Source organism: Thiomicrolovo sp. ZZH C-3, from assembly GCF_054862725.1.
The window spans coordinates 189409-210948 of the sequence record NZ_JBTKXX010000002.1; the positions used below are offsets into that span (position 1 = coordinate 189409).

Annotated in this window: 28 protein-coding genes and 1 tRNA gene; 1 reads left to right on the plus strand and 28 read right to left on the minus strand. The window is 50.7% G+C overall.

Annotation, left to right across the window (positions count from 1 at the left end; all coding sequences use genetic code 11):
- Position 1 precedes the first annotated feature (1 nt).
- The 28 genes from ACXWTF_RS09360 to rpsJ form a co-directional block, all read right to left on the minus strand.
- Positions 2-6292, minus strand: coding sequence for a cadherin domain-containing protein (locus ACXWTF_RS09360; RefSeq protein WP_461714744.1), 6291 nt, complete (start codon positions 6290-6292; stop codon positions 2-4).
- The gene (locus ACXWTF_RS09365; protein WP_461714745.1) at positions 6289-7125 is read right to left on the minus strand and encodes an Ig-like domain-containing protein; all 837 of its coding nucleotides are present in this window, start codon (positions 7123-7125) and stop codon (positions 6289-6291) included. Before ACXWTF_RS09365 ends, ACXWTF_RS09360 begins: the two co-directional genes overlap by 4 nt.
- Before the next feature lie 210 nt (positions 7126-7335).
- Positions 7336-8604, minus strand: coding sequence for a diguanylate cyclase (locus ACXWTF_RS09370; RefSeq protein ID WP_461714746.1), 1269 nt, complete (start codon positions 8602-8604; stop codon positions 7336-7338).
- A gap of 117 nt (positions 8605-8721) precedes the next feature.
- Positions 8722-9441, minus strand: a complete 720-nt coding sequence (locus ACXWTF_RS09375; RefSeq protein ID WP_461714747.1) for a 2OG-Fe(II) oxygenase — start codon at positions 9439-9441, stop codon at positions 8722-8724.
- Between the two features lie 78 nt (positions 9442-9519).
- Positions 9520-9596, minus strand: a tRNA-Pro gene (locus tag ACXWTF_RS09380).
- 89 nt (positions 9597-9685) lie between these two features.
- Positions 9686-9904, minus strand: a complete 219-nt coding sequence (infA, locus tag ACXWTF_RS09385) for a translation initiation factor IF-1 (protein ID WP_461714748.1) — start codon at positions 9902-9904, stop codon at positions 9686-9688.
- The gene (gene map, locus ACXWTF_RS09390) at positions 9905-10672 is read right to left on the minus strand and encodes a type I methionyl aminopeptidase (RefSeq protein ID WP_461714749.1); all 768 of its coding nucleotides are present in this window, start codon (positions 10670-10672) and stop codon (positions 9905-9907) included.
- 5 nt (positions 10673-10677) lie between these two features.
- Positions 10678-11940: a preprotein translocase subunit SecY gene (gene secY, locus ACXWTF_RS09395; RefSeq protein WP_231019336.1), complete on the minus strand. Its 1263-nt coding sequence runs from the start codon at positions 11938-11940 to the stop codon at positions 10678-10680.
- Entirely contained in the window at positions 11940-12338 is a 399-nt protein-coding gene (gene rplO, locus ACXWTF_RS09400) for a 50S ribosomal protein L15 (protein ID WP_461714750.1), read from the minus strand. The genes secY and rplO overlap by 1 nt, the downstream gene beginning before the upstream one ends.
- Before the next feature lie 4 nt (positions 12339-12342).
- Entirely contained in the window at positions 12343-12786 is a 444-nt protein-coding gene (gene rpsE, locus ACXWTF_RS09405) for a 30S ribosomal protein S5 (RefSeq protein WP_461714751.1), read from the minus strand.
- 10 nt (positions 12787-12796) lie between these two features.
- Entirely contained in the window at positions 12797-13153 is a 357-nt protein-coding gene (rplR, locus tag ACXWTF_RS09410; protein ID WP_231019339.1) for a 50S ribosomal protein L18, read from the minus strand.
- Between the two features lie 11 nt (positions 13154-13164).
- A complete protein-coding gene (gene rplF, locus ACXWTF_RS09415) occupies positions 13165-13701 on the minus strand; it encodes a 50S ribosomal protein L6 (protein ID WP_461714752.1) in 537 nt (178 codons plus the stop codon).
- An 11-nt stretch (positions 13702-13712) separates the two neighbouring features.
- Positions 13713-14108, minus strand: a complete 396-nt coding sequence (rpsH, locus tag ACXWTF_RS09420; RefSeq protein ID WP_461714753.1) for a 30S ribosomal protein S8 — start codon at positions 14106-14108, stop codon at positions 13713-13715.
- 36 nt (positions 14109-14144) lie between these two features.
- On the minus strand, positions 14145-14330 hold the full coding sequence (locus ACXWTF_RS09425; RefSeq protein WP_231019342.1) for a type Z 30S ribosomal protein S14: 186 nt from the start codon (positions 14328-14330) through the stop codon (positions 14145-14147).
- A complete protein-coding gene (gene rplE, locus ACXWTF_RS09430; RefSeq protein ID WP_461714754.1) occupies positions 14330-14875 on the minus strand; it encodes a 50S ribosomal protein L5 in 546 nt (181 codons plus the stop codon). Before rplE ends, ACXWTF_RS09425 begins: the two co-directional genes overlap by 1 nt.
- 3 nt (positions 14876-14878) lie before the next feature.
- Positions 14879-15109, minus strand: coding sequence for a 50S ribosomal protein L24 (gene rplX / locus ACXWTF_RS09435; protein ID WP_231019344.1), 231 nt, complete (start codon positions 15107-15109; stop codon positions 14879-14881).
- Positions 15109-15477 (minus strand): 50S ribosomal protein L14, encoded by a 369-nt coding sequence (rplN, locus tag ACXWTF_RS09440; protein ID WP_231019345.1) that lies wholly within the window; start codon positions 15475-15477, stop codon positions 15109-15111. Before rplN ends, rplX begins: the two co-directional genes overlap by 1 nt.
- Entirely contained in the window at positions 15474-15725 is a 252-nt protein-coding gene (gene rpsQ, locus ACXWTF_RS09445; RefSeq protein ID WP_231019346.1) for a 30S ribosomal protein S17, read from the minus strand. Before rpsQ ends, rplN begins: the two co-directional genes overlap by 4 nt.
- Positions 15726-15735: 10 nt before the next feature.
- Positions 15736-15921, minus strand: coding sequence for a 50S ribosomal protein L29 (rpmC, locus tag ACXWTF_RS09450; RefSeq protein WP_461714755.1), 186 nt, complete (start codon positions 15919-15921; stop codon positions 15736-15738).
- Positions 15908-16333, minus strand: coding sequence for a 50S ribosomal protein L16 (rplP, locus tag ACXWTF_RS09455; RefSeq protein ID WP_345969994.1), 426 nt, complete (start codon positions 16331-16333; stop codon positions 15908-15910). The genes rpmC and rplP overlap by 14 nt, the downstream gene beginning before the upstream one ends.
- A 2-nt stretch (positions 16334-16335) precedes the next feature.
- Entirely contained in the window at positions 16336-17037 is a 702-nt protein-coding gene (gene rpsC / locus ACXWTF_RS09460; protein WP_231019350.1) for a 30S ribosomal protein S3, read from the minus strand.
- Positions 17038-17039: 2 nt separating this feature from the next.
- Complete coding sequence (rplV, locus tag ACXWTF_RS09465) at positions 17040-17357, minus strand: 50S ribosomal protein L22 (RefSeq protein WP_231019351.1); 318 nt, start codon at positions 17355-17357, stop codon at positions 17040-17042.
- A gap of 3 nt (positions 17358-17360) precedes the next feature.
- Positions 17361-17636 (minus strand): 30S ribosomal protein S19, encoded by a 276-nt coding sequence (rpsS, locus tag ACXWTF_RS09470; protein ID WP_231019352.1) that lies wholly within the window; start codon positions 17634-17636, stop codon positions 17361-17363.
- A gap of 3 nt (positions 17637-17639) precedes the next feature.
- Positions 17640-18470, minus strand: coding sequence for a 50S ribosomal protein L2 (gene rplB / locus ACXWTF_RS09475; RefSeq protein ID WP_461714756.1), 831 nt, complete (start codon positions 18468-18470; stop codon positions 17640-17642).
- 2 nt (positions 18471-18472) lie between these two features.
- Positions 18473-18754, minus strand: a complete 282-nt coding sequence (locus tag ACXWTF_RS09480; RefSeq protein ID WP_231019354.1) for a 50S ribosomal protein L23 — start codon at positions 18752-18754, stop codon at positions 18473-18475.
- Position 18755: 1 nt separating this feature from the next.
- Positions 18756-19367 (minus strand): 50S ribosomal protein L4, encoded by a 612-nt coding sequence (gene rplD, locus ACXWTF_RS09485; protein WP_461714757.1) that lies wholly within the window; start codon positions 19365-19367, stop codon positions 18756-18758.
- Positions 19367-19942, minus strand: coding sequence for a 50S ribosomal protein L3 (gene rplC / locus ACXWTF_RS09490; RefSeq protein WP_461714758.1), 576 nt, complete (start codon positions 19940-19942; stop codon positions 19367-19369). The genes rplD and rplC overlap by 1 nt, the downstream gene beginning before the upstream one ends.
- Before the next feature lie 11 nt (positions 19943-19953).
- The gene (gene rpsJ / locus ACXWTF_RS09495; RefSeq protein ID WP_231019358.1) at positions 19954-20265 is read right to left on the minus strand and encodes a 30S ribosomal protein S10; all 312 of its coding nucleotides are present in this window, start codon (positions 20263-20265) and stop codon (positions 19954-19956) included.
- A gap of 180 nt (positions 20266-20445) precedes the next feature.
- On the opposite strand from rpsJ, the gene ACXWTF_RS09500 reads away from it, so the two are divergent.
- Complete coding sequence (locus ACXWTF_RS09500) at positions 20446-21516, plus strand: ATP-binding protein (RefSeq protein WP_461714759.1); 1071 nt, start codon at positions 20446-20448, stop codon at positions 21514-21516.
- The last annotated feature ends 24 nt before the right edge of the window (positions 21517-21540 follow it).

The window sequence follows — 21540 nt, forward strand, 5'->3', positions numbered from 1 at the left end:
TTTATTGTAATCCGGTAAGGTCTATCATCTGTACTCCATTTTTATAATCAAAAATGTACAGTTGTTTCGACCGTGAAGAGGCATATATCTTGTCACCTGTGAAAGCCAATGGTATTACATTCTCAATCGTAAGTGACAAAGGATTACTCACGTCAACTACATAGACTTCTGGAGAATCCCCACTTAAGACATATATTTTTGTTCCATCAGATGAAAGCTCCGAATCATCAGCCCTGATTTGCATTGAAGTCAAAAAAGTCAGGTTGTTGTCTTGGCTACTATCCAAAGCCGTCAAACCACTATAGTATCCCAAAAGATAGACTTTTGAGTTCTCATCATAAATATTTATAGCATTGTAATAATCACCTGCTCTTGAAAAAGTGCTGAAAATCGTCGGTGCAGCGGGATCAGTAACATCTATAACCTGTAAAGATGTACCATCTGCCAGATAGACATGTCTATAATCATCTGTCAGGACAAGACTCGTTGCATTCGAAGGTGTATCAACTGCTCCTTGTATATATGGGGCGTTTGGATCAGAAACATCCACCACCTGTAAACCAGAGCCACTGTCTGCGATGTATAGCTTATTATCATCAGAAGACAACACCATGTCATAGATGAAAGCAGGCGTATCAACAGTGCCAAGGAAAGCAGGTGCCATTGGGTCAGTGATGTTAATAATTTGCATGACAGACGACATACTTGCAAATAATACAGAATCATCTGATGAAAGTGACATACACCATACCCAACTTGGTAGTGCGAGTGTACTTATGGCTAGGGGTTGATCTGGATCAGCTATATCGAAGATTCCTATATGATCGTCAAAGGAAACATAAGCTTTTGATTCATCCGCCGAGAATACAACGTTGTTTGAAGCGCCAAAATATATGAGGTGACTAATTGCTGAAACATTTACAGTCACATTTGCTGGGGCGCCACTACCAAAACGGTTTGTGGCCATGACTTGCAGATCGTATGTCGGTTTAACAAAATAATGAAGTTCTGCCCCCGGGGCAACATAAATGGCTCCATTTTTATCAATTGTAAACTTCTCAGCACCATCACCGAATAGTGTAATATCAGAAATTGTTGTATTATCATCAATCCACATATCTACTTGTCCTACAAAAGTACCCTCTTTCGCCATACTGTGTACCGTAGTCGTCAAGTCTTTCAATTCTGGTATTTCATGAATTCGTATGGTGACATCTACCTCTCTATCGCCGATACTATTCGTTGCAACTGCCTTGAGACTATAAATGTTTCTTGTCGCATAATCAAGTTCGTTTTTCAGAATGACATCACCATTTAAATCAATTGAAAAATCCTCTGCTCCTTCTCCGATCAACTTAAAAGCTGTAATCCCATTATTCCCCGAATACACCGTTTCCACACTGCCTACAAATGTTCCAACAGAGATGTTTGATTCAAGTGTTGTCGAAAAACCGATAATGCCCGGTACTTTTTCCGGCACTTCATAGCCGCCAATATCAAAAATGTTTAATCCTGCCCCTCCTTCCGCGAAGTAGACCTTTGTTCCATCTGAAGAAAGGTCTAGACCCAGGGCATACAGTGGATATACTTCGGCCTTGGTATCGATACTTGCTATGATGCTCGGCGCAGTAGGGTCACTGACATCAATTATCAGCAGAAGACCGGCCAAATAGCTTGTCCCATCAGAGTGAAGGTTCCTATCCCAACTGCCGACATAAGCCTCTGTTCCATCAGCTGAAAGCACAACGCTCCATACATACCAAGAATCGTCGATTACGTCCACTGAACCAATGATATGCGGCAGCGCAGGATCACTAACATCAATACTGATTAACAGTCTTGACGCATCGTCGGCGATATATGCTATCGTACCGTCTTGAGAGAGGGTGATTTTCCTGGCGCTACCTGGTGTATCTACGGAACCAATGACAACAGGGCTGGCAGGGTTACTGACATCCACAACCTGAAGGCCGGACGTACCATCGGCAACATAGGCCTTTGTTCCGTCTGAAGAAAGTGCAACCCCCAGTGAACTATCCGGTGTATCGACCGAGCCAATGATAGCAGGCTCGGCGGGGTCGCTGACATCGATAACCTGCAAGCCTGATGTATCATCGGCAACATAAATTTTCGTACCGTCAGGAGAGAGAACAATATCGTTGGCACTTGCAGGGGTATCGACGGAACCAATAATAACGGCGGCAAAGGGATCGCTTATATCAACTATTTTCAGGCCTGTGGTTGTGGCAATGTAGGATTTGTTCATATCCCCAGACAATGCGATACCGTTGGTATGTGCATCCGACATGCTGACCGTTTGGATGACTTGCGGCTGCTGAATATTATTGATGTCAACAATCTGCAATCCATAAGAATAATTCGCTACAAATGCTTTCTTCTCATCAGATGAGAGTACCACATCGCATATTGAACCATCAATGGGAAGCGAACCAACTATACGTGACTTAACATGGACCTCTACTATTGCTTCTGATAAACCATTCACTGTTGCTTTCAATGCATAGTAATCCTGTCGACTCGATTTCAGTGTTACCCCGGCAGCAACACGGATCGTTCCATCCGAAGAGATTTCAAAATCCTCGCTTCCCGTACCGCTCAAGCCAATCGTTTCAACCGTGCCTCCGTTCAATGTCATTGTTAATTGCCCTATGGCTGTTCCTGCGGGAGAATTGTCATATGCCGACAACGACAAGTCTTCGACACCGATATAATTGCCAAGAAGGATAGTGACAGAGGCTTCATTACTATAGCCGAATGCGTTCTCAGCCCTTGCCTGTAACACGAACAGGGTTTTCTCCTGTCCCGAAAGATTCCCGTCGACGACGATGTCGCCGGAGGCTAGAGCTTTGAACGGAGAGACGGGGGTGAGCTCGATATACGTGATGTCGCTGTCGCCGCCATCATCCAGTATGTTGCCGACAACACTACCGACAGCACTTTTCTTGTTTATAGTGACATTCAAATCGCGCAGCATTGGTGCCGTTTCCGGGATATTATTCACCGTCACGTATGCATCGGCGATGATGACCGTTCCATCGATATCTAGCGCCGTGACGGTAAACGTATAATATTTCCTCTTTTCATAGTCTAATGCTGTATTTGCCGCAACAAAGATGTTTCCGTCATCATCGATAACAAATTCCTCAGTCCCGCTGAGCCCATAACTCACAATAGGAATATTACTTGCCTGATGCAAGGAAACGGTGCCCACGGACGTACCTTCAGGACTGTTTTCGTCGATGCGACCATGAAAGCTTTCAATGACAGGTGAAACCGCATCCTTTTCTATGCTGATATCCATCTGCACTGTTCGACTGACTTCGGTTTCATTGAATGCCGTGATGTATACAGTATATAAACTCTTTTCGGCTTGCGGAAGCAGCGGTTTTGTCAACCGGATTGTGCCGTTCAGATCAATGCTAAACCACGCGCTGTCGTTGCCGTCCAATTCGACCGAAACCAGCGGGCTGCTGCCGGGAGTGATATGGGCATATGCGATGATTGTCTCTTCCGGCGTATTCTCGTGCAGATGAAGCGGATTTTTCTGCAGAGAGATTGCCGGTGCATCGGGAATATCAGTTACAACGATCCTGACCAGCGTTGCCGGACTTTCCCCGGAATCATTGAACGCTTTTACAAGAAGTGAATAACTCCTTTGCATCTCGTAATCGAACACTGCTCTTGTCGATATCATCCCATTCTCGTCGATTGAAAACCTCGACGCATCCTCCCCGGACAACTCAAAAGAGTTGATGCTGCTGTTGCCCTCATTCAGAATATATACGTTACCGATTTCTGTACCGATTGCAGCATCTTCTTTGACCTGTAACGTTGTCGTGAGCAGTAAAGGCACGGTAGCCTTTGAATTATAGACGAGGTCATAAGCATCGGCATAGATCGGTTGATCCAGAAGTACTTTCTGGACGATGGGTTCTATGTACACACCGTAGTTCATGAGGGTTAAACCCCGGTCAAGTTGCGGCAGCCAGTCAAGGAGGTCAGTGTACAACAGTTCACTCCCGTCTTGCGGGTAGACTTTGGAGCGCAGCAATCGGCGTGCGACATCGTCCAGCGTATCAGAGACTTTTGTTGTATTGAGCTCTTCGGCCCAAAGTTCATTTTTGACGATCTGGTAGGCAACCTCCGTCAAGATATTGACTTTCGGATGCCGGGTCTTCATGGCGTATCCGGTCACGAGAGCGTGAATCGTTCCAAGATTTTGTGTCGGCTGCGCGTCTGGCGTCAAGTCATCATCGGCATCAACATCCTCTCCGCCCCTGACCTCTATAAGGTACCAGGAATCGTCTTCAAGGCTTTGGATGAATTCGCCGGAAAACTGGAATTGGCCTGCATTGAACATATCATTGCTTTTGACCGTACTTCCAGAATAGACAAGGGTACCCGAAGTGTTGGTTTCCAAATGATAAATCTTCACGTCAGCGCCGGAAAGCGGACCTAGATGAGTCCCACTCAATGTATTGAAGATCTGATATTCACATTTTATACACCCGCAACTGTCCTCCTCTGATGCTCCCGGCTGGCAGCGTGAGCTTGTATTATCCTCTGCGCCGCTACCGGTCACGGTCTGTCGATCATCTTCTTTGAAATATATAAAATTTTTGTCCTCTTTCTTTTTAATAATGATTCTTGCGACATTACCGTTAGCATAAAAATGGTTGAAAGACATTGTTTTCGAACTGCTCCCAGGTAGTACAAAAGTCAGGTTCAGCCAATCGAGATAATAGGCTTCAGGCGTATTAACCTGCGTCACACCAACGGGATACGTCCCCGGAACGATGTCGCCTTCGCTGGCAACATAATAGTGTTCCATATTGCACACCTGTACGTCGACTTCGCCGCCAAGCTCCCCGCCTTCTGTGTTGGGACTGATTATAAGGTCGTAGTCACTTGTGACTCTTTCCCAATCCAGCGTTATCTCCAACACTCCATGTGTTACGCTATCGTTAACGTCGACGCCGTAAGTCTTTTGCGAAGTGCCTTCCAGTTCATAGCAAACCGTGCCGTCTTTGACTTCGTTGATGCCAACTCCTGCGGGATCGCCTTTAACCGTATAGCCATCCATGGGAAAGACTTTAGCGCTATCGTCAAAAGAAAGGACCTCAACATCTGACATCTTTTGGTCCATCTCATGATTGCCGGAAATATGTTTAAGCAGAATACGCGCTGCGCAGGTGTTCGGGCAATTTTTATTCTTCTTCCATTCCCATTGAGAACCAGCATTGCCATGCGCACGTATGGCCAATTTGACATCATCTAAGATCTCCGTTTTTGCATTATCTGTTTGATAAGGTTTCCCGTTTACCGTTACCTCTTCCCCCATATAATATTCAAATCCATGGAACTCAAACGGTGTATCTATAATATGTTCCCCCAAACCGGTTTGGTCCCCGGTATACACAACATGATTCGGTATGTTATATCCAACACAGCCCGGTATATTTTTTATAGGATCATTTTCAAAGGTTACTAGCCAATGATCTACCCCCGCAAATCGCGTCGCTGGGGAGGCCACACTGATATGATAAAAGTATTTTTGCATCCACCATCTTTGTTCGGTCTTCGCATGTTCGTCTTCAAGACCATCATAGGCTTCAATGGCAAAAAGGTTTCCCTGCGAATGTGCCACAACAATCGCCGCTCGTCCAGAACGAATGGTGTCCTTATAAGATGATATTTGTTCGTTAAGATCAGTAGTATGTTGTGCGTCAATTAAATCTCCCAGTATAGCTTGCTGGATGTTGATGAGCGTGTCGTAATTATTCTTTCCGATTTGATCCTCTACAAACTCTGCAAGATAGTCTGCCATTCCGTTGTCGATTAGATATTCCTTCAGCGTTTTGGTGGTACCGCCAGAAGTCGACCCCAAAGAGGGTACTTTCAGATATTTTTTGCTCGCGAAATTGACCACCAAATCAAAAAGAGTCCATCCGACTGAAGTATTTTTCAGTTGTTCGTAGGACTCCATAATGTCCAACAGTGCTCCTGCCGCCTTCCCGAAATTTTTTTTGAAACTGTAGTTGTAGGCAAGTTTGAAATAGTGGTATTTCACCATTTCATCTTCGTCACCATTATAAATGCCATTTCTCACTATGCTGAATAAACGGTCTTGTAAATGTTGATCAGCTTCGGCTTCTGTAGTCAATATTCCGTTTGCAAAAAATATATCACTTTTTCGTTCGTCGATTTCACTAGAACTAGTAGGTCCTGAAAATATTATGATAAAAATGACAAAAAAAATAAGTTTTTTCATTGACCATTCTTCAGCATTTCCAAAACATTAAAATCGCATTGATTTCTCATTTCCTGACTAGTTGGTGCGGAGTAGACGCCACCACTCAATGCTACATTATAAATTGCATATGCACGTGCTCTTTGCGTAGTATTAAATTGAATATTATTAAAATCGTCGCCCCACATGAATTCATCAATAAGTAATGGTTCGCCATAATAATCTGCACGCGATTTAAAATAAATAGAACAATATTGAGCTTTCTTAAAAATATGTCTCGTTTCTCGTCCCTTCTCCGGCTCCTGGATAATAATCTGTGCGGCTCTGGCCCCCTGTAGACCAATCAACGTAACAATGGGGTGCTTTTCTTTGTATTTCAGAATGGTCCACCGCTCCACATCATCCCGAACGCCGTTATCATTGCTGTCGACTCCAAGCAGCGTTGAATTATTGATCTTCGGGTCGGGTTCCGGCGGTAGGCGGTGGCCATGGATAATCTTGTAGACCGTCACGTTCTGCTCCTGCGAATATTCCCCGTCGACTTCTGCCCGGACCGTCGCCGACCCTTCCGCATTGGCGAACAGCTTCGTGCCGTTGATCTCGGTCACGTTTGTATCGCTGATATGCCAGACGATATTTTTATTGGAAGTGATATCTTGCCCGTCGTCCGTCTTAAGCATCACTGCCGTTTCGTTGTTCTCCGGAAGCTCAACGGTTTCGATCTGCAGCTCCAGCGTCTGCAGGGCGGGGTCGATGGTTTGCATCGTATTCGTTTCAGTGCGTTGGTCCCGCTCGGAGCATCCCTGGAAAAGTACGGCTGCGGACAAGAGTATCATGGAAACAATGTAGCGCATTTTTCAACTTTTTTAAATATTTTCAGCCATCTTAATACTTCTCCAATAAACAGGGGCTGAAATTCATGTAGTGGGAAGGAGGGAAAATACTTATGGTTTTCTCTTACCAATTTACTGATGTTTAAATCACATCATGCGCGCATTTCCTGACTGGTTGGCGCGGAGCAGATGCCACACCTGTCTGCAGCTGCATGCCGGCGAATAGCGGTGCTACATCACCGTCCGGTTTCGGCCGAGCTGTTTGGCGCGGTAGAGGTTCATATCTGCCTCGAACACGAGGTGACGGGGGTTGTCGCGCAGCCGTTCGCTGTATTCGGCGATGCCGATACTGACCGTGACGGGGGTCGTGATGACGCACCCTTCCCAGCTCCGGTTTTCAAAACCGGTACGAATCTTTTCACAGATGGCAAATGCCTCCTGGGCCGTCGTCCCCGGCAGAATCGCCAAAAACTCCTCCCCCCCGTAGCGGAAGATATGATCGGTTTTGCGCAAATGCTTTGAGAGTGTCTCCGCCATACCGACGATCACCACGTCGCCGTCCTGGTGACCGCAGGTGTCGTTGATCGCCTTGAAGTGGTCGAGGTCGAGCATCACAACGCAAAAGACCGTGCCGATCAGGCTGTGCAGCCGGATCTCACTGCTGAGGATCTCCATGAGGTCGCGGCGGTTGAGCAGACCCGTCAGGGCATCCTTGGAGACATCATCAATAAGTGTCTGCTGGGTGACGTTGATATTGAGTTCGTTGTAGAGGTACATCGACTGGCGGACCAGCATGACGTAGTCGATGAAGATCTTGTGGTAATCCTCGCGCTTGATGGAGCGGTAGATGTTCATGGTGATCAGGTGGATATCACGGTGGGTGTCCAGCATATCCTGCCGCACCATGGGTTCGGGGATAAACTTCACAAGCTCTTCGCTGTGCAGCCAGCTGCCGCACATGCAGCGGTGTTCGTCAAACTCGATCCGCGCGTCGGGATTCATCAGGCGGATATCCTTGATCACCTCGAGGATCCACTCCAGGTGCTCTTTGACCGCGGGGATGCCGATCTGCTGCTTGATCTGGCGCTCGAGGGTCTTCTGGTCACTGTCAAGGTTGGGCGCCAGGTAACCGGCGGCACTGGCGTTGATCGCCCGGCGGATATAGAGCTCGATCGCGTCGGGCAACCCCTTGATATCGTTCACCTCTTCGAGCTCGTCGATCATGAAGGTGTAGAGCGTATCGAAGGCGCCGCGGTATTCGACATAGGGAAGACCCATCTTGAAATGGAAGAGGCCCAGCTGTTTGAAACGTGCAAAAAAAGCCTCATCGTCATCGTAGACGGCTTCAAGGAAACTGGCAAGCTGGGCCTGCTTCAGCTTAGCGAGATCCACCCCTTTGAGAAACTCCTCCACATAGGTATTCTTGATCAGGTCTTCATAAAAACGGTCAAAGGCGCGGTGCAGAATCCCTTCGAAAAGGGTGATATTCGACTTGATCATCGCCTCTCCTTCAACCAATGTTTTATTTCATTGAACTGTGAGAAATTATTACATCATTGAGTCATTATACACCATTTTATTTCGTGCTTTCTGTCTCCTCCTGCTACCCCGATTTTTTCAGCTGATGATGGCGTCATGCCACTGGACAAGGGTCAGCCGGTATCCGCCGGTGACAGGCAGGACCTCATGACTGTAAACAGGATTGCTCGGAAAGATGACCATATCCCCCGCCTTCGGCCGAATATGAATAGGCATGCCATCCGCATCAAACAGGTAATTAAAGACCAGTTCTCCCCCGGTGAAGTGGCGTTCCTCCCCCTCTATCTCGCGGTGCGACGTAGCGAAGAGCACCGTCGTGATCTTGCGCTCCGGGGCCACCTGCGTAAAGCCCACCGTCTCCCCGTCACTATTGACGAGCTCGTTCGAGTCATCGGCATGCTTGATATAAAAGCCACCCTTGGTGTACTCCAGGGCCTGAACCTCCGTCGCCGTCGTGAGCGCCACACTGAAATAGTCTTCGATCTGTTTCTGGTAATAGGCAAAGCTCAGATGATACCCTTCGAGCAGAATATCAGGCAGCTCATGGATCGCCGTCTTCCGGATATCCTCTTCCAGTTCGGGCACAATGACGCCGAGTTGGCTGTGCTTGACCATGGCCCGCTCCCCCTCGCTCTTTTCAGAAGTATACGCGGCGATCTCCGCACAGGCCTCTGCGGAGAGAAAGTTCTCGATGATCAGATAGGGAAAGTCGTAATAGGGGTTGGCCATCAGGCGGGTCTCGTATCGGAGGTCGGCGATGAACTCATCGCAGTAGACAAAATTGCTGATTTGCCGCAAGCAGTGCTCCGTGCCGGTAAAGGCGAAAGTGGAATCTGAAATAGTAACCTAAATATTGAAAAAATGTGTGGTGGAAAATGGTCGGGATGACAGGGCTCGAACCTGCGACCCCCAAGCCCCCAGCTTGGTGCGCTACCAGACTGCGCTACATCCCGACGAGGAGGGAAATTATATCCAAAAAGTTTAAAAGTTCATGCTGGAAACGCACTGAAAAGCAGTGCGAATTCCATGGGGGAGGCAAGACCTATTTGTAGCGGTACGTAATACGGCCCTTGTCCAGGCTGTACGGCGTCAGTTCGAGCTTGACGCGATCGCCCGGAAGGATTTTGATGTAGTGCATCCGCATCTTGCCGGCGATGTGACACAGGATCACGTGGCCGTTCTCAAGCTCTACACGAAAAGTCGCGTTCGGCAGCGCTTCAACTACTGTACCGTCAACCTCAATGACATCATCTTTTGCCATTTATACTCCTTGGGGTAATGATAAGATTTCCGCTTTGCCGCCGATGACAGCAACCGTATGTTCGTAATGCGATCCGCGGAGGTTGTCGCTGCTGACAACGTCCCAGCCGTTTTCCAGGATCACGGCCTTGGCCTCTTTCTGGCAGATCATCGGCTCGATGCAGAACACCATGCCGTTCTTGATCTTCGGCCCCGCCTTGGGGTTGGAGCCCTCCAGATAGTTGGGGATCTCCGGCTCCTCGTGGGGGCGCTTGCCGATACCGTGGCCGCAGAATCCGCGCAGCGGCACGAAGCCGCGCTCGAGGATAAACTGTTCTATGGCCATGGAAAGCTCTTTGAACCGCATCCCCTCTTTGATAGTATCAATGGCGTAATAGAGCGAGTCTTTGGCACAGGCGATCAGCGCCTCGTCCTGCTCGGTGACCTTCCCGACCGGAACGGTAATGGCCGAATCGCCGTAATAGCCGTTCAGTTCCGTCCCGATATCATAACCGATGATATCGCCTTCTTGCAGTTTGTAATCATTGGGAATACCGTGAATAATCACTTCATTAAGAGAGGTACAGACGGCATTGGGAAAACCGTAGAGCCCTTTGAATGAGGGACGCGCGCCGTGGCTGCGGATATAATCCTCGGCCATGGCGTCGAGCTCTTTGAGGCTCAGTCCCGGACGGGTCTCTTTACGGAGAAGGTCAAGGGTACCGCCGACAATGGCGTTGGCGGCACGGAGTTTTTCGATCTCTTCAGGTTTGCGCAGCGCGATGGCCATGGGAGTTACAGACCAACCGCGCTGAGAGTTTCGTACTTGCTCATGTAGATCTGCGCTTCAATCTTGCGCATCGTATCAAGAGCGACCTGAACGACGATGAGGACGGCCGTACCGCCGAAGTAGAACGGTACGCCCATCCCCTTGACGATGATCCACGGCAGTGTCGCCACCAGGCCGAGGTAGATCGCCCCGGTGAACGTCAGGCGTGATGCCGTTTCGTTCAGGAACTCCTTCGTCGCTTCACCCGGGCGTACACCCGGAATGAAACCGCCCTGGCGCTTCAGGTTATCGGAGATATCCTTGGCGTTGAAGACGATCGACGCATAGAAGTATGCGAAGAAGACGACAAAGAGGAAGGTCAGGAAGTTGAAGAAGTAGCCGCTCGGGTTGAGCAGGTCCGCTACCGCCTGAACATACGGGTTCGTGCTGGATGAGAGCACCGTCATCGGGAACATCAGGATCGCCGAAGCGAAGATGACCGGGATGACACCCGAGAGGTTGACCTTTATCGGGATGTAGTTCATCACGCGCTTGTTCTGGTTCGCCATCATCGTTTTCTTGGCATAGGTCACCGGAATACGGCGTTCGCCGAGTTCCACGTAGATGATAATGCCGACGGTGACGAGGATCAGCAGCAGGATCGCAATGACCGTGATAAAGCTGATCGCACCCGTGTTGAGCATCGTGACCGTCTGACCGATCGCGGACGGGATCGCGGAAACGATCCCCGCGAAGATGATCAGGGAGATACCGTTACCGACGCCGCTTTGCGTAATCTGCTCACCGATCCACATCAACAGCATTGTACCGGCGAGCATGGAGATCGCCGCCACCATTACAAAGGTGCCATGGTCCATCAGGATCGCGCTGCTGCCGTCTTTGCCGGTCATGCTCTGCAGACCGATGCTGACACCGACCGCCTGCACGAGGGTGATGGCGATCGTGGAGTAGCGAATGATCTGCATGTATTTGACCATGCCGTCACGCTCTTTTTTCATCTGTCCGAGGTTCGGGAAGGTCGCTGCAAGCAGTTCCATAATGATCGACGCGGTGATGTAAGGCATGATACCGAGTGAAATGATGGAGAGACGTTCGACGGCGTTTCCACTGAACATGTTAAACAGACCGAGTGCATCGGAGGAGTGTGAATCGAAGAAGGAGGCGATGACGGCAGTGTCTACGCCCGGCACCGGCACGTAGGCCAGGAGCCGGTAGAGGAACAGAAACCCGATCGTAATGAGGATCTTGTTGATGAGCTGCTGGTTCATTACTTGCCGGTTGTTGTAACGTTTTCGTCTTTGATCTTGGAAGCGAGGTCTTTCGCAGAAGCGCCGACCAGTTTAACCTTCGTCACGGCTTTGCCCATCTTGTGAACACCGCGGATCGCTTCGACTGTGATCTCGTCGAGTGCCGCGACCGCTTTCATACGGTCAACGTTGATCACGTACGGTTTGACAACACGTGACGTGAATCCGATCTTCGGCAGACGGCGAGCCAGCGGCTGCTGACCACCCTCGAAGTTACGCTTGGCTTTGTAACCGCTGCGTGCCTTCTGACCTTTGTTACCTTTACCTGCGGTCTTACCGTTACCGCTACCCTGACCGCGGCCCAGGCGCTTAGTAGCGCTGGTAGAACCCGCTGCAGGTGTCAAGTTTTCGAGTGCCATATGCTTATCCTTTCATACGCGCAAGCGCTTCGATCGTCGCGCGGACAACCGAATTCGGATTGTTCGAACCGATGGATTTCGTCAGGATGTCCTGGATACCCGCCAGTTCGAGAACCGGACGCATCGCACCACCGGCGATAACACCGGTACCTTCGGATGCCGGTTTCATCAGGATGCGGCTTGCGTTGAACTTGTGCTCGATATCGTGCGCAATTGTAGTCCCTTTAATCTTAACATCCGTCAAGTTTTTGAACGCTTCGTCAACCGCTTTGCGGATAGCGTCCGGAACCTCTTTGGCCTTACCGTAGCCGAAGCCGACGACGCCGTTCTTGTTACCGACCACGACCAGCGCGGTGAAACGGAAGCGACGACCACCTTTGACAACTTTAGTGACCCGACCGATGTGTACGATCGATTCTTCGAATTCTTCTCTGTTGATATCTTTCATCGATCAGTCCTTAGAACTTAATTTCGTTCGCGCGAAGTGCATCGGCAAAGGCCGCAACGACGCCGTGGTAGACGTAACCGTTACGGTCAAAGAAGATCTCGCTGACGCCGGCTGCTTTGAGCTTGCCTGCGAAATCCGCTGCCAGTGCTGCCGCACCCTCTTTGTTCGCTTTCGCACCCAGCGGCTTCGTGTTGGAAGCTGCCAGTGTCACCGCGCTCGCGTCGTCGATTGCCTGGACGCTGAGGTAGCGGTTAGAGCGGAAGATGCTGACGCGCGGCTTTGCTGCCGTACCGTTGATGTTTGCACGGATGCGGCGCTTGCGCTGAACACGTTTTGAAACTTTTGCTTTCAATACTTTTGCATTCATCTGCTCACCCCTTATTTTTTAGCTGTTTTACCGGCTTTGCGGACAATATGCTCTTCAACATATTTGACACCTTTGCCTTTGTAAGGCTCCGGCGGACGGAAAGCGCGGATCTCGGCAGCCATTTGGCCGATCTGCTGGTTATCGATCCCTTTGAGGGTGATAACGTTCTTGTCGACAGAAACCTCAACACCCGCAGGGATGTCGTAGTTGATGTCATGGGAGAAGCCGAGCTGCAGGTTCAGGACTTTGCCCTGGACCGCGGCACGGTAACCGACACCGTTGATCTCGAGCTGCTTCGTGAAGCCCTCAGTGAGGCCTTTGACGATGTTTGCAGCGAGGGCACGGTAGGTTCCCCAGAAAGCGCGGTGCTCGCGTGCATCGGATTTGGATGCGAACGTCAGCGTGTTGTCTTCGATTTTGAATTCAACGTTGCCTTTCGTGTCGAGGGTACGCGTGTTGTTGCCTTTTTTGAAAGTGATAACTTCACCGTCAGCCGTTACGTTCACATCGGCCGGGAATGCGACCGGAGCTTTACCAATACGTGACATGTGTTATCTCCTTACCAAACTGTACAAAGTACTTCACCGCCGACGCCAAGCTCGTAAGCTTTATCGTTCGGGATGACACCTTTGGAAGTACTGACGATGATCGTACCGTAACCGTTTTTGAAACGCTTGATTTCATCACGGCCCTTGTAGACACGGCGTCCCGGTTTGGAAACGCGCTTCATCTCGTTGATGACGGTTTTACCCGCTTCATCATACTTCAACACAACGTTGATGCTTTTCTTGTTACCGTCTTCGACAACGTTGAAGCTATCAATGTAGCCCTTCTCTGCGAGAATACCGACAACTGCTTCGACTGACTTGGAGTGCATCAGCGTTGTGACGTCGAGGCGACGCATCGCTGCATTCCGGATACGGGTCAAAGAGTCTGCAATAAGATCATTTACCATTTTATTTTTCCTTGCTAACAGTCAGGAGTTTCAAGCTTACCAGCTTGACTTTCTGACGCCTGGGATCAATCCCTCATTTGCCATTTTTCTAAAGCAAACACGACAAATACCGAAGTCACGGAGAACAGAGTGCGGGCGGCCGCAGATCTGGCAACGTGTATAGGCGCGAACCGCGAATTTCGGTTTGCGCTGCTGTTTTGCGATCATGGACTTCTTAGCCATTACTCTCTCCCTTTCGCGAACGGCATACCCATTGCTTCGAGCAGGGTCAATGCCTCTTTGTCACTCTGTGTTGTTGTGACAATCGTGATGTTCATCCCGTGAATCTGCATGATGGAATCATAGTTGACTTCCGGGAAGATCAGCTGCTCGTTCAGACCGAAGTTGTAGTTACCGCGGCCGTCGAAACCGTTGCGCGGAATACCACGGAAGTCTTTCACGCGCGGCAGAGCGACGGCGATCAGTTTGTCCAGGAAAGTGTACATGTTCTCACCGCGCAGGGTGACTTTGACACCGACCGGCATCCCTTCGCGGACTTTGAAGCCTGCGACGGATTTGCGTGCGTCTACGACCGTCGCATGCTGACCGGCGATCAGGCTGATCGTGTCCTGGATGTTCTGGATGAGTTTGTTGTCTTTCATCGCGAAGCCGGTACCGACAGAGATGATGATCTTCTCGACAGCAGGGATCTGCATCGGGTTTTGGATCTCCATTTTGCTCTGCAGTTCCGGTTTCATTGCGACATATTTATCTTTCAAACGTGCCATAACTTACGCCTCCACTTTGCGGACATTGGATGCATCAATAGGCATCTCTTTGCTCATGAATCCGCCCTTCGGGTTCTCTTCGGTCGGCTTGACCGCTTTTTTCGCGAGCTTGCAGCCTTTGACGAGGACCTTGTTCTCTTTCGGCATGACCATCAGAACTTCTGCCTTGGTGCCTTTGTCGTCACCGGCAATGATCTCGACCATATCGCCTTTTTTGAAGTTAAACTTTGCCATTACACAACCTCCGGAGCCAGGGAAACGATCTTCATGAACCCTGCGTAGCGTACTTCACGGCTAACAGGACCGAAGATACGGGTACCGATCGGCTCTTTTTTCGCGTCGAGGATGACGGCGGCGTTGTCATCGAAACGGATCAGAGAACCGTTTTCGCGCTGTACTTCTTTTTTCGTACGGACAACGACTGCCTTGACGACCTGACCTTTTTTGACTTTTCCGGTCGGGAGCGCTTTCTTGACTGAAGCAACGATAACGTCACCTACAGAAGCGTAACGGCGCTTGGAACCGCCCAGAACCTTGATACACATGATCTCTTTCGCACCAGTGTTATCTGCAACGTTCAGACGAGTAAAGCTCTGGATCATGACTCTACTCCTGTGGCGACAACGCTTTTAAGTTCGAAAGACTTTGTCTTGGACATCGGGCGGCACTCGACCGCGATCACTTCGTCACCGACGTTGAGCGTGTTGTTCTCATCGTGGATGAGATACTTTTTGAAACGCTTGACCGTTTTGTGGTAGCGCGGGTGCATAACGCGGCGCTCGACAACGACCGTCGCCGTTTTGTCACCGGCTTTCTTGACGACTACACCCTGAATTTCACGTTTAGACATTCGGGTCTCCTTACTTCGCTGCGCTGAGCGCAGTGTTGATACGGGCGATATCTTTGCGCACGTTGCGCAGTTCGCTCGTGTTCTGCAGTTGCATCGTTTTTTGCTTCAGTCTCAGCGTGAAGAGTTCTGTCTTCTTCTCTTTGAGCATCGCGCTCAGTTCCGCTGAACTCTTCTCTGCCAAATCAGTATACTTCATTGTCCATCTCCGCCGTTACAATTTTCGTTTTGAATGGCAGCTTGTGCATCGCAAGCGTCAGCGCTTCGCGTGCCAGGGACTCTTCAACGCCACCCATTTCGAAGATGATACGACCCGGTTTAATATTCATAACCCACTGGTCGATCGCACCTTTACCTTTACCCATACGTACTTCAAGCGGCTTCGCTGTAAGCGGCTTGTCCGGGAAAACACGGATCCAGATCTTACCCTGGCGCTTGATGTGACGGGTTGCCGCGATACGCGCCGCTTCGATCTGACGGGAGTTGATACGACCCGCTTCGACCGCTTTGAACGCGATATCACCGAATGCAAGCTTGTAGCCGCTACGCGCTTTACCGCGGTTGCGACCTTTCATGTACTTGCGGTATTTCATTCTTTTTGGCATCAACATGATTAATCCGCCTTTCTCGGAGCACGACCGCGGCGCTCACGCTTATCTTCTTCTTTAGGTTCCGGCTGGATACCTTTGGAGAGGACTTCACCTTTGAAGATCCAGACCTTGATACCGATGATGCCGTAGGTTGTATGCGCTTCGGCAAAACCGTAATCGATTTTGGCACGGAGCGTATGCAGCGGCACGCGACCTTCGCGGTACCACTCGGTACGTGCCATTTCAGCACCACCGAGACGGCCTGCGACGGCGATACGGATACCTTTGGCACCGGCACGCTGTGCGTTCTGCATTACTTTCTTCATCGCACGGCGGAACGCAACACGGCGCTCCAGCTGTGTCGCGACGTTCTCGGCAACCAGCTGCGCCGCGATCATCGACTTTTTCTCTTCTTTGATGTTGACGGCAATGTCTTTGCCGATCAGGTTCTGAAGCTTTGTTTTGAGCTTCTCGATATCAGCACCTTTTTTACCGATGATGATACCCGGGCGTGCTGCGACGATAGTCACGCGCAGACGCTTTACCGTACGCTCGATGATGATGTTGTTCACACCCGCATAGTAGAGTTCCTTTTTCAGGAAAGTACGGATTTTGTGGTCTTCGCCCAGGTTGGCCGGTGCGTTTTTGAAATTCGGATACCAGCGGGACTCCCAGTTACGGTTGATGCCCAGACGGAATCCGATCGGATTGACTTTCTGACCCATAATTATTTACCCTCTACTTCTACTAAGATGTGTGCCGTCGGCTTGCGGATCCCGCTTGCCATACCGCGAGCACGCGGACGGAAGCGTTTGAGAACCGGACCGTTGTCAACACGGCAAGAAGTGATCACACAGTCGCTGGCATCGTTGCCGCTGTTCGCGACAGCCGATGCAACGACTTTAGAGATGATCTTCGCCGCTTTGTTCGGTGTGAACTCCAGCGCTGCGATCGCTTCTTCAGCGTTCATGCCCTGGATTTCGCGTGCGATGAGGCGAGACTTCGTCGGAGAGACGCGGATAAATTTCAACAGTGCTCTTGCCATGCGTTACCCTTTTCTCTGTACAGAGCCCTTGTGGCCCTTGAATGTACGTGTCGGCGCGAACTCACCGAGCTTGTACCCGATGTGGTTCTCTGTGACGTAGACCGGTACGAACTGGCGTCCGTTGTGGACGTTGAGTGTCAGACCGATCATATCCGGCAGGATCACGCTGCGGCGTGACCATGTCTTGATAGGCTTATTGCTCTTCGCTTCTTTGGCTGCGAGCACTTTTTTCATCAAATGGTCGTCTACGAACGGACCTTTTTTTACTGAACGTGCCATCGATTAACCTTTCTTACGACGAGTGATAATAAGCTTATCGCTCGCTTTTTTACGACGCGTTTTCGCACCCTTGGTCGGTTTACCCCACGGAGTAACCGGGTGACGACCGGAGTTTGTCTTACCTTCACCACCACCGTGCGGGTGGTCAATCGGGTTCATCGCGGAACCGCGCGTCTGCGGACGGATACCCATGTGGCGTGTACGACCGGCTTTTGCGAAGACGATGTTGCTGTACTCTTCGTTACCGACAGTACCGACAGTCGCCATACACTCGCCGAGGACGTAGCGCATCTCACCGGAAGGCAGACGCAGGGAGACGTACTTGCCGTCACGACCCATGATCTGCGCGGAAGCACCGGCGGAACGGACCATCTGGCCGCCTTTACCCGGCTTGAGCTCGACATTGTGGACGGTCGTACCGACCGGAATGCTCTTGAGCTTCATCGCGTTGCCCGGCTTGATGTCGAGACCTTCGACTGCAGCTGCAACCGTGTCACCGACGTTCAGGCCCTTCGGCTGGAGGATGTAACGCTTCTCACCGTCTGCATACGTGATCAGTGCGATACGGCAGTTACGGTACGGATCGTATTCAATCGCAGCGACTTTGCCCGGGATACCGAACTTGTTGCGTTTGAAGTCGATGATACGGTACAGTTTCTTCGCACCGGCCTGCTTGTGGCGGGACGTGATACGACCGTTGTTGTTACGACCAGCGTGCGCCGGCAGTTTCTTGAGCAGGCCGCGAACGGATGCTTTTGCTGTGATGTCACCGGAGTCGATGTTCGTATAGAAACGGCGACTCGGGGTAATTGGTCTGTAAGTTTTAATTGCCATGATTACACCGCCATCGATTCGATTGCTGCGCCCTCAGGCAGCTTGACATAAAACTTTTTATAGTCGTTCTGCTTGCCCATGACACCGCGGAAGCGTTTTGTCTTACCGCTTTGGTTCAGTGAGTTGATACGTGTCGGGATAACACCGAAGTACTCACGGAACACCTCTTTGAGACCGGTTTTGGTCATACGCGGGGATGTCTGAACAACGACGACACCCTCTTCCTGCAGACCAAGCGTTTTCTCTGTGTAAACGATTGATTTAATATCTGTAATATCAGCCATCTTAGCTCTCTTTAGTCAGATTTTCCCATACCGCTTTTTCGATAACGACAGCGCGGTATGCTGATGCCAGGAATGCATTCAGTTCATTCTCTTCAACCAGGTAAGTTGACTGGATGTTACGGAAGGCCAGGAATGTCTTCTCATCAACAATAGACTTGACGAGCAGCGCATCGCGTACGTCAAGCTTGTCAAAGACCGCTTTGGCGTCTTTCGTTTTACCGGAAGCGACTTCAAGCGAATCGACGATGAAGAGTTTGCCCTCTTGTGCCAGAGCGTCAAGGGCAAAGTTCAGCGCGAGCTTCTTCTGCTTCTTGTTGACTTTCTGGTCGTAGTTACGGCCGGTGTTCGGACCGTGAACGACGGCACCGCCGACCCATACCGGTGAACGGCGTGAACCGGCACGTGCACCACCGCGGCCCTTCTGTGCCCACGGCTTCTTACCGCCGCCACGCATCTGTGAACGTGTTTTGGCGGAAGCAGTGTCTGCACGCAGGCCTGCCTGGTATGACTTAACATACAGGTAGAGGTTGTGCGGATTGATACCCGAAAAGCTTTCCGGCAGTGTCAGCTCGGACGCTTTTTCAAAATTTTCATTCAATACGATAGCGCTCATTATTTAACAACCTTTACACGACCCATTGCACCGTTGGCGCCCGGGATGGAGCCCGCGACGACGAGGATGCCGTTTTCTGCGTCGTAAGAAATCACTTCGTTTTTGACGGTGACTTGCGTGTTACCGTACTGACCGGCCATTTTGCGGCCCGGCATAACGCGGCCCGGCCATTCACAGTTACCGATAGAACCCGGACGGCGGTGGAAGCGTGAACCGTGTGCTGCAGGACCCCCTGCAAAGTTCCAGCGCTTCATAACACCGCTGTAACCGCGACCTTTGGTGTTGAAAGAGGCTTTGACCACTTTCGCTTCACCCAGGGAAGCTGTTTCAAGATCACCGGCTTCCGTGTTGCTGACCGTCAGTGTCACGAAACGGTTGAACTCTTTCGGCAGGTCATATTTCTTCTGCTGACCTTCGATAGATTTGTTCATCTTTTTACCGTCGTTGTATGCAACGATCGCGCGGCCGTTCTCGACTTCGCAGACCTTTGCCTCTTTGACTTTCAGAAGCGTTACCGGAGTGCTCGGAACGGTGATCGTACGGCTCATACCGATTTTTTCAACAATAAATTCCATTGTGCTACTCCTTACTTGTCCATCGAGCGGACTTCAACATCCACTTCCGGCGCCAGATCAAGTTTCATCAGAGAGTCGACCGTGTCCGGCGTAGCGGAGACGATGTCGATCAGACGGGCGTGCATGCGGATCTCGAACTGCTCACGGCTGTCTTTGTTGACGTGAACGGACTTGAGAACCGTATATTTACGGATTTTTGTCGGAAGCGGAATCGGACCGCGGATTTCCGCACCCGTACGCTTTACAGCTTCTACAATAGAACTAACCGAACGATCCAGTACACGGTGATCGTACGCTCTCAGTTTCAAACGAATCTTTTCCATAGTTTTTCCTCATAAAAGAACTCGTTGGATCTTCTCCAACTATTATAAAGGGAGCGGAATTATACTGAGATCACTTTCCGAATTCAAGGGTTTTAGGGGGGTAAAGGCCAATTTTGTACAAATTTATTTCCTTTTTAAAAGGAAGTGATAAAATTACTCCGACCAAAACGGGGAGCAAAGATGACCGAACTGCTGGAAAAATTCTACCGCCAGGACCTCCATGCCGGCGGATACGTCGAACGCAAATTCTCGACACCGGAACACTCCTTCTACCTCAGCGGCATCCCCCTCAGCGGTAAAAGCATGCTGATCAAGCACTACCTGCTGCAGCAGAAGAAGGCCTCCTACCTCTACATCGACTGCAGCGACATCCGCATCGACACGGAGCGCTTCAATGCCCAGATCCGCTCCTTTTGCAACACCCATGAAATTGCCATCCTCGTGCTGGACAACTACCGGCCGGAGCTGCTGCTCCCTTCAGTCGCACAGCTGATCCTGATCGGCCGCGAGGTCCCCGACACCGGAGCCTTCCCCCACTACCGCCTCTATCCCCTGGATTTCGAGGAGTTCCTGGCCTTCGAGCGCAAATATGACGAAAGCGCCCTCAACGACTTTTTGCAGCTGGGGGGACTGCCGGTCATGCACAAGACCCCCTCCGAAGAGCGCCACCCCCTGCTGCAGCGCGCCTTCCAGGCGGCCCTGGGCGACATCGGTTTCGACCTGCTGCAGCTGGCCGCGCGCCTGCACACCCAGAAGGTCTCCGCCTTTATGCTCTACGAGCGACTCAAGAGCGAACGCAAGATCTCCAAGGATATGCTCTACCGCCACTACGACAGGATGCTCTCCGAGGGGTACCTGCATGCCGTGGCGAAGTTCGGTCACCCCCGGGCGACCAAGAAGCTCTACCTCTGCGACATCGCGCTCAAGAACGCCCTCGTATTCCAGAAACACTTCGGACGCCTCTTTGAGAACATGGTACTGACCGAACTCGTCAAGCACCACGGCGATATCTTCTATGAAGAACAGATCGACTTCTACCTGCCCGAGACCAGCCGCGTCATTCTCTGCATGCCCTTCGGGACCAAAGAGATCCTGTTCAAGAAGATCGAACAGGCCGAAGCCTTCATCGTCACCCACGGCGTACAGCGGGTCGAGGTCATCACCATGAGCAACGAATCCTCCCTCCACCACCCTTTCGTCGATGCGGAGATGATCCCCTTTGCGCAGTGGGCCCTGAGCGAAGCGGAGTGACCGTACCGCCAAAACACAATATAT